Raw genomic sequence first — 12,689 nt, 5'->3', positions numbered from 1 at the left:
GCTTAGCGACGCCGGCCGAGCAGCCACATCAGATAAGGTGCGCCGATCAAGGTCGCGACGAGGCCCGCCGGCAGCTCGCGCGGCATCAGCAGCGCACGGCCGAGCCAGTCGGCGGTGACGATCGTCACCGCGCCGATCGGCGCGGCCAGCAGCACCTGCTGCAATGGCCGGCGCGCGCCGAGAAGACGCGCGAAATGCGGCGCGGTCAAGCCGACAAAAGACAGCGGCCCGACCACCAGCGTGGCGGCTGCCGTCAACAGCGCGATCAGACAGAGCAGCGCGAAGCGGGCGCCGCGCGTCGATACGCCGAGCGCGCGCGCCGATGCTTCGCCAAGCGGCAGGATCTGCAACCAGTGATTGCACAGTGGTGTCAACGCGCACAGGACGACGCACAGGACGAGTGCGAGCGTCGCGTCGATTGGGGTGATCGTGTAGGTGGAGCCGGCGAGCCATTGCAGCAGCATCGCCGCTCGCTCGCCGCCGCTCGCGATCGCCACCGCGACCACTGCCTGGAACAACGCGCCGATGGCAATGCCCGCCAGCAGTACGCGATCGGGCGCGAAGCGCGAGCGTTGCGAAAACCAGAGGATCGCGAGCAGGGCGGTCAAGGCGCCTGCTGCGCTCGCCGCGATACGCTCGATGTGTCCCGCGTCATTCGCTCCGATCGCCAGCGCGATCAGACCGAGCGCGGCGCCGGCGCTCACGCCGAGCACTTCGGGGCTGGCGAGCGGATTGCCGGTCACCCGTTGCATCAGCGTGCCGGCTACCGCGAGCATGGCACCGGCAGCAATCGCGGCGGCCGCGCGCGGGACGCGCCAGATGGCCACGCGCGACAACTCGTCGAGACTGCTGAAATGCCAGCCATGCGGACCGTGGCCGAAATCCAGCGCGAGCGCGGAGACGACGAGCATGAGTAGCGCGATGCCAAAGAAACGCCGCCGCAGCGAAGCAAAGGGCACTGCATGACTGCGGGCGATGTCTTCGCTGCCGGCGGGCAACCGCGTGGCGCGATGCATCCGGGCGAGTAGCATCAGCAGCAGCGGTGCGCCGAACAACGCGGGCGCCGCGCCGGTCGGAATCAGATCGCCCATTGCGCCGGACAACTGTTGCACCGCTTGATCAGTGAGCCACAGAATCAGCGCACCGCACAACGGCGCTATCAGCAGACGCTGCAACAGGCGGCGCGCGCCCGCCATCTGTGCGAGCGCGGGCGCGGCCAATCCGACAAAGCCGATGACTCCGACCGCACTGACTACGGCCGCGCTCAGCATGACTGCCAGCGCCAGCGCGACGAGCCGCATGCGGCGCAGCGACAGGCCGAGACTGCGGGCATTGGCGTCGTCGAGGCCGAAGAGCGTCATGGGCCGCAACAGCAGGAGCGCGATCCCGCTACCGATGGCGAGACGCGATGCGAGCGTCGTCACGTTGCTCCAGTCCTGCTGGATGAGCGAGCCGCCGCCCCAGATGAACAAACTCTGCAAATACGGTGCGTAAAACAATTGGAGCGCGACGCCGATCGATCCGCAATACAACGTAACGACGAGCCCCGCGACCGCGACTGTGACCGGTGCGAGCCCGCTGCGCCAGGACAGGCCTAACACGATGACTGCGGTGATCAGTGCTCCGCCGAGCGCGACCCACTGGCCGGCGCCGCCGAGCAGCGCGGGCGCCCAAAGCGTGGCGACCGTCAACGCGAGTTGCGCGCCGGCCGAGACGCCGAGTGTCATCGGCTCGGCGAGGGGATTGCGCAATACCTGCTGGAAGACCGTGCCGGCGAGTCCCAGAATGGCGCCGGACAACCAGCCGACCACGAGACGCGGCAGCCAGCTATCGTGGACGATGATCTGCTGGATGTCGTGCGTATCCGGCGACCACAGCGCCTGCCACCACAGCGACGGCGGCAGAATCGCCGAGAGACTGTCGATGCTTAGCGCAACGGCTGCGGCGAGCACGAGCAAAGTCAGCACGGCGGGCAGCCACGGACGTATCGCGAGATGCGGCACGTGTGTGCGGGCGATATTCATAGGCGTGTCTGCGTTCCCGCATCGGTTTTTGCTGCCGGGTCGCGCGTGAGCGCTGCAGTCAGCACCTCCGCAAAGCGCGCGGCCGAAGGCAGCATGCCGAAGCCCCAGAACGGCGGTAGCGTGGCGACACGTCCCGCGGCAACCGCGGGCAGCGCGTGCCACAAGCGATTCGAGCTCAGCGTGCGCGCGACACCGCTGGGCAGCGGATCGAAATAGAGCACGTCCGCCGTGGGCGATACGGCGAGTTTCTCGAGCCCGGCCACGCCGATGCCCCAATAGTCGGTCGGACCATGCCACGCATTGGCGACATCGAGCGCGTCCATCACGTCCTGGAACAGGCTGCGCGCGCCGTACACGCCGATATGCCGGCCATCGAAAAAGCGGATCAGATAGAGCGGCCGCTGCGGACCGGACGCTTGCAGCCGGGCGCATTGCGCGGCGATTTGCGCGCGGCTTCCGGCGAGCACTCGCTCAGTCGCGTCGATCAGCGCGTGGCCCGCACTGGTGCGGCCGCACAGTTCGGCCAGTTGCAGCGTGACGTCCTGCGAGTGGCGATAGGGCGCGCCGGCGTCGGTATAGACGGCGAATGCACGCACCGGCGCGATACGTTCGAGCATCGCACGCTGTGATTCCTGGCTCGAGTTGATGAGAATGAGATCGGGCGCGAGTTGCTGTAAAAGTTCGAGGCTCGGCGCGAGACGCAACCCGACATCGGCTACGTGTGCCGGCACGAGCGGGGCGACTACGCTATCGTTATAGGCATCGATCTCGGCGACACCCACGGGATTGATGCCCAGCGCCAGCAGCGTTTCGACCAGTCCCCAGTCCAGCACGATGAGACGCGGCGCCCACGCCGGCGTGGTGAGATTGGCGGCCGCTCGCGCGCGGGCTAACGGCGTGCCGAGCAGAGGCGCGAAGGCGGCGGAGCGGAGAAAATCGCGGCGTCGCATATCAGCGCGCGACGCCAAGCCGTCTACCGTTATGCGGATGCACAACGATATCCATCTGAATGCCGTAAATCGACTCGAGCACGTCGGCGCGCATGAGCGCGTCGGGCGTGCCGCTTGTCAACAGGCGGCCGCTATGCAGCGCGATCAGTTCGTCGCAGAAGCGCGCGGCCAGATTGATGTCGTGCAACACGATGACCACCGTCAATGCGTGGCTGTCGGTCAGTTCGCGCAGAAGCCGCAACACCTCGATCTGATGCGCGATGTCGAGCGCGGATGTGGGTTCGTCGAGCAACAGGCACGAAGCGCCTTGCGCGACCAGCATCGCGAGCCAGACGCGTTGTCGTTCGCCACCCGACAGATGATCGGCCAGTTGCGACGCAAAGCGCGCCGTGTCGGTGAGATGCAGCGCTTCGTCGATTTTTGCGTGATCCGCCGCGCGCAGGCGGCCGAGCGCGCCGTGCCACGGATAGCGGCCCAGCGCGACCAGTTCGCGCACCGTCATTCCGGTGCCGGCGGGCGGGTTCTGCGGCAGGTAGGCCACCTGCCGCGCGAAGTCGCGGGCCGGCCACGCGGCGACGCCGCTGCCGTTCAGGCGCACGGTGCCGCGTGTGGGCGCCTGTTGACGCGCGAGCAGCTTGAGCAAGGTGCTCTTGCCGGAGCCGTTGTGGCCGATCAACGCGATCATGCGCTCCGCGTTCAACGAGAGGGTGAGCGGTTGCAGCAGAACCCGGCCGTCGACTTCGAACGACGCGCCGTCGAGCTGGTACAACACGCGGGGCGTTGCCGGCCCGGTGTTGTCGTGGTTCACCAGGCTCGCCGGCTGCTGTTCGAGATGCTGCTGGGTCATGTCGTTCAACGCGCTCCTCCTTTTTGCTTACCAGCGGTAGCGGGCGGTGGCGAGGACTTCGACGCCGTCGCCGTAGGTACACGTCGTGCCGCTCAGGAAGGAGGCGACATACTGGCGATTGAACAGGTTTTTCCCATTGAGCGAAAACAGCCAGTGCTGGCCGGTGTCGTAGTGAACCGCTGCATCGAACTGTGTGCTGGACGGTACGCGCAGCGAGTTCGACTGGTCGTAGCTCGAGCCGATGTAACGCACGCCGGCGCCAAAGCCGAGGCCGCGCAGATCGCCGCTATGCAAGGTGTAGTCAATCCAGGCCGACACCATGTTCTTCGGCATGCCAAACGGTACTTTGCCTTGCAACGGCGTCGTGTCGCCGGCAATGGTTTGCGTCGAATCCGCGGACTCGGTCGTCACGTCGTTCAGAAATGTGTACGAGGCGACGAGGTCGAGGTTGTCGGACAGACTGGCATGTCCTTCGATCTCGAAGCCGCGTGCGCGCACTTCGCCTGCCTGGGTGCTGAAGCCCGGGTGGAGGGGATCGGACGTCAGGACATTGCGTTCGGTCAGGTCGAACGCCGATGCCGTGATGAAACTGTTATAGCCGGGCGGCTGGTATTTCACGCCGACTTCGTACTGCTGCGCTGTGGTCGGTTTCGCCGTGCCGCCGCCGTAGAGTACGCCGGCCTGGGGATCGAACGATTTCGCAAAGCTCGCGTACGGGGCAATGCCGTTGTCGAACAGATAGACGACGCCCGTGCGCCACGTGAACGCGCGCGCCGATTGCGCCTGGTTGTAGTTCTGGACCGGGTTGTTGTCGTCGGCTGACGACCAGTCTTCACGCGCGCCGATCAGGAAGCGCCATTTGCCGTAGGCGATCTGGTCCTGCGCATACAGCCCGAATTGCTTCTGGCGGATGAAGTCGTCGGATGTGTTGTTGGGCGTGGTCACCGGCAGATAGACCGGCGCGAACACATTGAGCTGCGGCGCCAGTCCCAGACCGACGTTCTCGCGATACAGCACGCGCTGGAAGTCGAAGCCGAACAACGCGGTGTGCGCGAGCGGCCCCGTGGAGATTTTTGCCTGGACCTGGTTGTCTACCGTGAAGAATTTCGCGTTTTCATCGTTGAAGAACGCGTAGCGATTCACGTTGGTGGACGAGCCAGGCGCGAAGCCGAGCGGGAACACGTTCGCGAAGTCGTCGGTCACGTAGGTGTAATTCAGCTTCTGGCGGAATGTCCAGACTGGGTCGAAGCGGTGTTCGAATTGATAGCCGATGGAGTATTGCGTCTTCGAATGATGATCGAAAGTCGGATCGCCCAGGTTCGTGTGGGTCGAGATCCGGCCGTTGGGCGTGTCCATAATGCTGCCGATCGCGGGCACGAAATTGTAGTAGCCGACATCCGGATCGCGCTGGTACTTTGCGAGCACCGTCAGCGTCGTGTTCTCGTCCGGCTTCCAGGTGATCGCCGGCGCAAGGTAGACACGCTTCTGCTTGACGTCGCTGACCTGGGTGTCGGTATCGAGGCCGACGCCGGTCAATCGGTAGGACAGCTTGCCGTCCTGCGTGAGGGCGCCACCCAGGTCGAAACCGAATTCGGCCCGGTTGTGGCTGCCGGTGGTGACGAATACTTCATGGATCGGCGTCGTGGTCGGCATCTTGCTGACCAGATTGGCGATGCCACCGGGGTTGGCCTGGCCATACAGCACCGACGACGGGCCTTTCAGGACGTCGATGCGCTCCAGCCCGTAAGTGTCGAAATTCGGGATTGCGTAGCCATAACTCGCATCGCTCGGCAGGCGCCAGCCGTCGAGAAACTGCTCGAGGTAAAAGCCGCGACTGAACAGATAAGGCGCGCCCGCCGTGGAGTTGCCGCGCAATTCGGGCAGCACGCCGGCCGTGTAGCGCAACGCCTCCGCCACACTGGCGGCTCCCTGCGCGGTCATCTGATCGCGCGTCACCACCGACACAGACTGCGGTGTCTCGATCAACGGCGTGTCGGTCTTGGTCGCCGTCACGGCAGTGACCGGCACATAGCCGTCGGCCGAGCCGACGCGCGAATCGTCGCGATTGCCCCTTACCGTGACCGTTGGCAAGGTGGACGGATCCGCGGCTTTAGTGGCCGCGTCGTCGAGTGACGTTTGTGCATACACCGCTGAAGTCCCACTCAGCAGGCAGAACAGCAACGCATTGTTCAGCGCGGTCGATCCGCGTACCCCGGTACTCATGTTGGTTCCTCAATTGGCTGTTAATAATAGTGAGAATGATTCGCAATAAAATATAAGCTGCTGTTTTGGCTAGCTCTTGATGGCTATCGATACGTCTTCAAAACGAGTGGGGGGTACCACGGAAGTGCGGGCACGTTGTTCAGGCCGCATGTCACTATAATCTGATAGCCTGTCGTCAGTCAGGACAACATTCACATAAAAGTGGACAAAATTGGCAGAATTAATGTATTTCTTAACGGATGGGTGTTAAATTAAGTCATGGTCCGGCCTAAACTGCAAACCTTCGGCGACGTTTTTGCCGCCCGAAAAGTGATTGCGCAGGCGATCGACTACGTCGACGGAACGCATGAAATCGCCCACATTCACCATCGCGCGCAACTGGTCTACGCAACCAGCGGCATCGTCCGCGCGATTACGCCACTTGGTCTGTGGATGCTGACGCCCGGCAACGCCCTGCTGATCGGATCGCAGATCGAGCATGAATTGCATATGGTCGGACAGGTTTCTATGCGCACGCTGTACATCGAGCCGGCTTCGCTCGCGCCGCAAAAACAGGAGTGCCGTGTGATTCCGGTCGGCGATCTGCTGCGCGCCACGATTCTCGGCATGTTCGATTCAGATCCCGACGAAGCCGGCGAGAGCCGCACGGCCCTGATCGTGCCGTTGATCCTGCGTCTTCTGGAAGATGCGGCGGACGCCGCAGACGGCGCGCGCACCGCGCGCCTGCCGCTGCCTGCCAATGTCCGCCTGCGGAACATATGTGAAAGCCTGATCGCGCAACCCGCCAGCAACGACACGCTGGAATTGTGGGCGGACCGGGTCGGCGCCAGTTCGCGCACGGTCGCGCGGCTGTTTCGACAGGAAACCGGCATGAGCTTCGGGCAATGGCGCGAACAGTTGCGCCTGGCCGAGGCGATGTCCAAACTTTCGGTCGGCCACGCGGCGAGCCAGGTTGCGCAAGACCTGGGTTATGCCGACGTGCGCACCTTCACCGTGATGTTCAGGCGCGCATTCGGCAGCACGCCCCAGCAGTTCCGCCAACAGTTCCGCGAACCGCTCGCTATTTGATGTAGCGCGGGCGTGCGTCGCGCGGGTTTCTCGACCTAAAGCGCACCCAGGCGTTTCTCTCGAACTTCGGATCGATCCGGTAACACTTCGCAATCAAGAGACATTTGCTGCGCGCGTCTCTCTATCGCAAACAGCTCGCTCAGCGTTTTCAGGGCCTAACGGTATCGGTTGACGGTCTACGCCCGAGGAGGGTTCTGTGCTCACCGACGTTCAGTTAGGCGCGCTGAAGCCTGACTTTTTCAACAGCGTCCGCCAACCTCCGTCGTAAGCCGACTTCGGCGCAAGCCTCCGTAGACGACGTACTTACACCGCTTCGCCGCTCCCGCGCGCGACGGCTGCGGACTGCGGTTGAGCCAGATGGCGTAGCAGCTTCGTCACCATCCCCACGACCGTAAGGGCGAGGACCACAAAAAACACCGCCAATGAGGTCAGTTCCTGCACCGAAACAAAGCCGGCCAGTCCCATCATCGCCGACGACACGAGCAGCAGTGCGCACCCGAGGATCGCGCTCGTCAGGCCCGCGATGTGCGGGAACAGCGAATTTCCCTTGGCCATCAGAGTCGGATACATTGCGCCTGCGCAGAACCCCATCACAAGCACGGGCAGCGCGAGTGTCCACACACGCAGGCCGACTGTCAGCGCAAGAATCAGCATCGCAATCGACGCGCCCGCCATCACGCGGGCACCGATGCGCAGCCGCTGCTCTGCATTCGGCAGACGCGCGCCGTACACGCGATTCGAAAGACCGCCGAGGAAGTACATCGCCCCGATACCGAGAGCGAGGTAGCCGAAAAAAGTCGGCGGCTTATGCAACGTGTTCTGCACCATGAATGGTCCAACGATATTGAACACGAGCAGGATGCTGTAGCAAAGACCTTGCGCCAGGAAGCAGCTTTGGAACACGGGGCTCGACAGCACCTTACCGGCGTTCGCCATCAGCGTGCGCGGCGCGAGGTGCACCGGCTGCACCAACGTCTCGCGGTAGCGCCACAGCAACCCCCACATCACCAGCGAATAAACAAGCAGAAAGACGAGGCAGGCCTGCCAGCCGAACCAGGTTTGCAGGTGCGCGCCGATCACCGGCGCCACAATCGGAGCGAGCCCCCATGCGATCGACATGTAGGTGAACGCGTGCACCAGCGCTTGCCCAGTGAACGAATCGGTGATGATCGCCTTCGCGAGCAGGTTCGTGGTGGCGATACCGAATCCCTGCAGACAGCGGGCAAGAATGAATGTTTCCAGGCTTGATGCAGCAAGTGACAGCAGACAGCCGAGCGTGTAGATCACGAGCCCGAAAGCCAGCACGCGTTTGCGCCCATAAGCATCGGCTACCGGTCCGAAGACGAGCTGGCCGAGCGCATAGGCCACCATGTACCCGGACACGCTCGACTGGATCGCCTGAGGTGATGTCGCAAAGAAATGCGCCATTGCGGGTAGCGCGGGCACGTAAATGTCGATTGCGAGTTGTCCAGCGGAGGCGAACAGGCAGATCAGGAACAGCAGGAAGCGCGGCGAGTTCGGTGTGCGTGTGGGAGAGGTAGAGCAGTCGGTGATAGTGTGGTTCATGACAGCATAAAGGGAGCAGATTCTGGTGACGGGAACGGGCGCGATCGCCCTCGCCGTCGCGGCGGCGATGCCTGGAACATTGGCGCATGAGGTCGCGGCGGCGTCGGGTGGGACGCTGGCCCGCTGCGCATCGGGCATCCGTCGGGCACGCTGGCTGTCGCCGCCGGGGTGCAGCAGGCAGGCTCCCGATGGACCGTTGTGAAAGCAAGTGTCAGCGGCAGCGCGCGTCGTCTGATGGCCAGGGGGTTGACGCCCCGGCGTGACAATGCCCGGCATTGCGGATTGCGGGAGCTTCGCAAAAGCCCTCGCACACGGTATCAACCTCACAAACGGGCACCCACACCCGTGCCCATAGCTCACCCCATGACCTTGCCCAAAGCCGCTACTTCTGCGCGGTCAGGACGTCCTGCGTGCTCGTCTCGAAGTCGCTTGCATCATGACGTTCGTGCAATTGATCTGAAAGCTCACCGAACACGCGGTTGACCTTCCGTCCCCGACGCACCGCCGGACGTTCGCCGATCGCATTGGCCCAGCGCTGAACATGCCGATAGTCCTGCACCGACAGGAATTCGGCCGCCTCGTAGAGCCAGCCCTTGACGAGGCCGCCGTACCAAGGCCAGATCGCCATGTCGGCGATCGTGTACTCGCTGCCCGCCACGTATTCGTTTTCCGCGAGCCGCTTGTCGAGCACATCGAGCTGACGTTTTACTTCCATCGCGAAGCGGTCGATCGCATATTCGATTTTCGTCGGCGCGTATGCGTAAAAATGGCCGAGGCCGCCGCCCAGATACGGGGCGCTTCCCATCTGCCAGAACAACCATGACAGGCATTCGGCGCGCGCGCCAGGTTCGGTCGGCAGAAAAGCGCCGAACTTTTCGGCGAGATACAGGAGAATCGCACCGGACTCGAAAACCCGGATCGGCTTGGGGCCGCTGCGATCCAGCAGCGCGGGAATCTTGGAGTTCGGATTCACGGCCACGAACCCGCTGCCGAATTGCTCGCCTTCACCGATCCTGATCAGCCACGCGTCGTACTCCGCGCCGCTGTGACCGCTCGCCAGCAGTTCTTCGAGCATCACCGTGACCTTCACGCCGTTCGGCGTGGCCAGCGAGTAGAGCTGAAGAGGATGGCGGCCGACCGGCAGTTCCTTCTCATGCGTTGCCCCCGCGACAGGGCGGTTGATGTTCGCGAAGCGGCCGCCGTTGTCCTTGTTCCAGGTCCATACTTTCGGCGGCACGTAATCGGCGCGGTCACTCATGCTCAAGCTCCTTGTGTCCGGGGGGACAAGTGTTTTCGCAGAGAGATTAACAAATCGGCGGGGAACGCGCTGGCGGTGCTCAACGCCGGCGTGGGGATCAGCCGGGGCGGTTGCAACGGTTTGCCTTGCATGACGGCGCATGGTTATTGGTAGGCAAAGTCTCTCGCGGTATAGTGCGACGATTACGATCAGGCGCTTGCTTCGCGTTCACTGACGAGCAACTCTGGGAGAAAGGAACGCCATGATGAATTCGCCCCTGTTCGATGGGCTCGACTCGAACTGGTCAGTCAGGTGGGTGGAATCCGTCTCCGATTACGCGATCTTTGCACTCTCACCGGACGGCCGGATCCAGAGCTGGAATCCCGGCGGAGAAGCCATTTACGGATACCGGCGTGACGAGGTTCTCGGCCAGCCGCTGGACATCCTCTACACAGAGGAAGACCGCTCGAGGGGGCTGCCCGCGGCAGGTCTGGAGACCGCGCGGCGGACCAATCGCTACGACACCGAAGGATGGAGAGTGCGCAAGGACGGCACCGTCTTCTGGGCGAGCATGGTGACGACCACCTTGCGCGCGGAGGATGGTCGCATTACAGGCTTCGCGAAGATCGTGCGGGACATGACCGACAAGAAGACCGCGCACGACGCGGTTCTCGAAAGTGAACGGCATTTTCGTATGCTGGTTCATGGTGTGACGGACTACGCGATCTATATGCTCTCGCCGGAGGGCATCATTACCAACTGGAACCCGGGCGCGCGACGGATCAAGGGCTACGCGGCGGAAGAAGTCATTGGTTCACATTTTTCGCGCTTCTACACCCCCGAAGACGCCGCGGCCGGGTTGCCTCAGTACGGCCTCGCAGTCGCGGCGCGCGAGGGCCGTTTCGAGGCCGAAGGCTGGCGCGTCAAGCGCAATGGTGAGCGCTTCCTCGCACACGTCGTGATCGACGCGATCCGCGACGACGACGGCACGCTGGCGGGATTCGCCAAGATTACCCGCGACATCACCGAGCGCGCGGAAGCCGCCCGGCTTCTGGAAGAAACCCGCGCGGCACTCTTCCAGTCGCAGAAAATGGAGGCGATCGGCAAGCTCACCGGCGGCGTCGCGCATGACTTCAACAATGTGCTGCAGGTGCTGCGGGGCAATCTCGAACTGCTGGAACACCGGCACGGCCGCGACGGATGGACCCGCGAGCGGCTCGAAAAGGCGATCGACGCCGTGGAACGGGGCGCGAAGCTGGCGTCGCAACTCCTTTCGTTCGGACGCCAGCAGCCGCTGCAACCGGTCGTGATCAATCTGGCGCCCGCTATACGGGGCATGGACGACCTGCTGCGCCGCGCGCTCGGCGAGACCGTGGAGGTCGAAACCGTCGTGGCCGGCGGCTTGTGGAACACGCTCATCGACATTCACCAGCTCGAAAACGTGCTGCTAAACCTGGCGATCAACGCGCGCGACGCGATGCCGGAGGGTGGCAAGCTGACCATCGAACTATCCAACGCGATGCTCGACGATCATTACGTCGCGGGGCTGCCCGACGTGCCGCCGGGCCAGTACGTGCTGCTTGCGGTAACCGATACCGGTACGGGCATGCCTGCCGATGTGTTGCAGCGAGCCTTCGATCCATTTTTTACCACCAAGCCGGAAGGTCGGGGCACCGGCCTTGGACTGAGCACGGCGTATGGCTTCGTGAAACAGAGCGGCGGCCACATCCGCCTGTACAGCGAGGTCGGGCACGGTACGACCGTCAAGATTTATCTTGCCCGGTCCATGGGAACAGCAGTCGAACCGCCCCAGCGGACCAGCGTCACGTTGCTGAGGGGCGCGGAGACGGTCCTTGTTGTCGAAGACGACCGCAAGGTGCAGTCGACGGTGGTCGACACGTTGTCGGGTCTCGGCTATAGCGTGCTGAAAGCGGACGACGCGGAGCAGGCGCTGGCCGTAATCCGCAGCGGAGTCCATATCGACCTGGTGTTCACCGACGTCGTCATGCCGGGTCCGCTCCGCAGTCCCGACATGGCCGCGCAGGCGCTTCAGTTCCTGCCACGCCTGAAGGTGCTTTTTACATCGGGCTACACGCAAAATGCGATAGTTCACGGCGGCCGGCTGGATCCGGGCGTGGAACTGCTGAGCAAGCCCTACTCGCGTGAACAGCTGGCTTACAAGATCCGGCAGCTGCTTGGGCCGTTCACCGAGCCTACCCGCCTCGACGCGCAGGAGCCGGCCGCGCGAAGCGATGGCGCCGCCGCCCTGCGCGTTCTGCTGGTGGACGACGATCCCGAGTCCACCGAGGCCATCGGCGCCCTGCTGAAAATGCTGGGCCACGAGCCTGCGATGACCGATTCGCCGGAACAGGCGCTGAACTGGCTGAAAACCGGATCGTTCGACATTCTGATTGCGGACCTTACGATGCCTGCCATGCCGGGCATAGAACTGGCGCAAAAGGCTGTGGGGTTGCGGCCCGAGCTGCGAGTGGTGTTCGCGTCCGGCCGTGAGATGCCGGACGTACCGGGGTTGGACTTCGTCTGGAAGTCACTGCGAAAGCCTTACGCGCTGGAGGATCTGAGCGCGGCGCTGGAGGCGTTGCGTCAATAGCGTTCGGCACTTCAGGGGGCGTCTTCGGGCTCGAAGCGGCGCCGGAGCGTGCCGATGACGCGCTTGTCCGCATGCAGAGCTTGTCCGGCATGAGGTAATCCGCTTACGCCAGGCGCGATCGTTTTCCCCTGGAGCGTGGGACAGGAACGGAAAATGCTCACGC

8 protein-coding genes and 1 pseudogene are annotated in these 12,689 nt (G+C 63.6%); 3 read left to right on the top strand and 6 right to left on the bottom strand.

Translation table 11 applies throughout. The annotated features are described in order from the left end of the window. Positions 1 to 2: 2 nt before the first annotated feature. From fhuB to NE850_RS19760, 4 genes are read right to left on the bottom strand one after another with little or no spacing between them, the layout of a single operon-like run. The gene (gene fhuB, locus NE850_RS19775) at positions 3 to 2,024 is read right to left on the bottom strand and encodes a Fe(3+)-hydroxamate ABC transporter permease FhuB (RefSeq protein ID WP_310699290.1); all 2,022 of its coding nucleotides are present in this window, start codon (positions 2,022 to 2,024) and stop codon (positions 3 to 5) included. Continuing rightward, positions 2,021 to 2,974 (bottom strand): ABC transporter substrate-binding protein, encoded by a 954-nt coding sequence (locus NE850_RS19770; RefSeq protein ID WP_007181476.1) that lies wholly within the window; start codon positions 2,972 to 2,974, stop codon positions 2,021 to 2,023. Before NE850_RS19770 ends, fhuB begins: the two co-directional genes overlap by 4 nt. A gap of 1 nt (position 2,975) precedes the next feature. Then, positions 2,976 to 3,830: an ATP-binding cassette domain-containing protein gene (locus tag NE850_RS19765; RefSeq protein ID WP_007181477.1), complete on the bottom strand. Its 855-nt coding sequence runs from the start codon at positions 3,828 to 3,830 to the stop codon at positions 2,976 to 2,978. Positions 3,831 to 3,848: 18 nt separating this feature from the next. After that, positions 3,849 to 6,044, bottom strand: coding sequence for a TonB-dependent siderophore receptor (locus NE850_RS19760; RefSeq protein ID WP_310699289.1), 2,196 nt, complete (start codon positions 6,042 to 6,044; stop codon positions 3,849 to 3,851). A 258-nt stretch (positions 6,045 to 6,302) separates the two neighbouring features. On the opposite strand from NE850_RS19760, the gene NE850_RS19755 reads away from it, so the two are divergent. Together NE850_RS19755 and NE850_RS19750 are read left to right on the top strand one after the other, a co-directional pair. Beyond that, positions 6,303 to 7,112 carry a helix-turn-helix domain-containing protein gene (locus NE850_RS19755; protein WP_007181479.1) on the top strand — a complete coding sequence of 270 codons (810 nt, stop codon included), beginning with the start codon at positions 6,303 to 6,305 and terminating at the stop codon, positions 7,110 to 7,112. Between the two features lie 5 nt (positions 7,113 to 7,117). Continuing rightward, positions 7,118 to 7,330, top strand: a pseudogene (locus NE850_RS19750) (hypothetical protein); the annotation flags it as partial. 85 nt (positions 7,331 to 7,415) lie between these two features. Here NE850_RS19750 and NE850_RS19745 read toward each other — a convergent pair. Together NE850_RS19745 and yghU are read right to left on the bottom strand one after the other, a co-directional pair. Continuing rightward, the gene (locus NE850_RS19745) at positions 7,416 to 8,678 is read right to left on the bottom strand and encodes a multidrug effflux MFS transporter (protein ID WP_007181480.1); all 1,263 of its coding nucleotides are present in this window, start codon (positions 8,676 to 8,678) and stop codon (positions 7,416 to 7,418) included. A 382-nt stretch (positions 8,679 to 9,060) separates the two neighbouring features. Beyond that, positions 9,061 to 9,936, bottom strand: coding sequence for a glutathione-dependent disulfide-bond oxidoreductase (gene yghU, locus NE850_RS19740; RefSeq protein ID WP_007181481.1), 876 nt, complete (start codon positions 9,934 to 9,936; stop codon positions 9,061 to 9,063). Positions 9,937 to 10,177: 241 nt separating this feature from the next. Here yghU and NE850_RS19735 point away from each other — a divergent pair, with 241 nt between their 5' ends. Next, positions 10,178 to 12,526 (top strand): PAS domain S-box protein, encoded by a 2,349-nt coding sequence (locus NE850_RS19735; protein ID WP_165186219.1) that lies wholly within the window; start codon positions 10,178 to 10,180, stop codon positions 12,524 to 12,526. Positions 12,527 to 12,689 lie beyond the last annotated feature (163 nt).

This window comes from Paraburkholderia sp. USG1, from assembly GCF_031570135.1.
Classification (GTDB): domain Bacteria; phylum Pseudomonadota; class Gammaproteobacteria; order Burkholderiales; family Burkholderiaceae; genus Paraburkholderia; species Paraburkholderia dioscoreae.
This window is presented reverse-complemented; position numbering and strand designations above follow the sequence as displayed.

What these genes read in the sequence shown, in the direction of transcription:
- fhuB (WP_310699290.1), bottom strand. Translation starts at nt 2,024, where the DNA reads ATGAATATCGCCCGCACACACGTGCCGCATCTCGCGATACGTCCGTGG.
- NE850_RS19770 (WP_007181476.1), bottom strand. Translation starts at nt 2,974, where the DNA reads ATGCGACGCCGCGATTTTCTCCGCTCCGCCGCCTTCGCGCCTCTGCTC.
- NE850_RS19760 (WP_310699289.1), bottom strand. Translation starts at nt 6,044, where the DNA reads ATGAGTACCGGGGTACGCGGATCGACCGCGCTGAACAATGCGTTGCTG.
- NE850_RS19755 (WP_007181479.1), top strand. Translation starts at nt 6,303, where the DNA reads ATGGTCCGGCCTAAACTGCAAACCTTCGGCGACGTTTTTGCCGCCCGA.
- NE850_RS19745 (WP_007181480.1), bottom strand. Translation starts at nt 8,678, where the DNA reads ATGAACCACACTATCACCGACTGCTCTACCTCTCCCACACGCACACCG.
- yghU (WP_007181481.1), bottom strand. Translation starts at nt 9,936, where the DNA reads ATGAGTGACCGCGCCGATTACGTGCCGCCGAAAGTATGGACCTGGAAC.
- NE850_RS19735 (WP_165186219.1), top strand. Translation starts at nt 10,178, where the DNA reads ATGATGAATTCGCCCCTGTTCGATGGGCTCGACTCGAACTGGTCAGTC.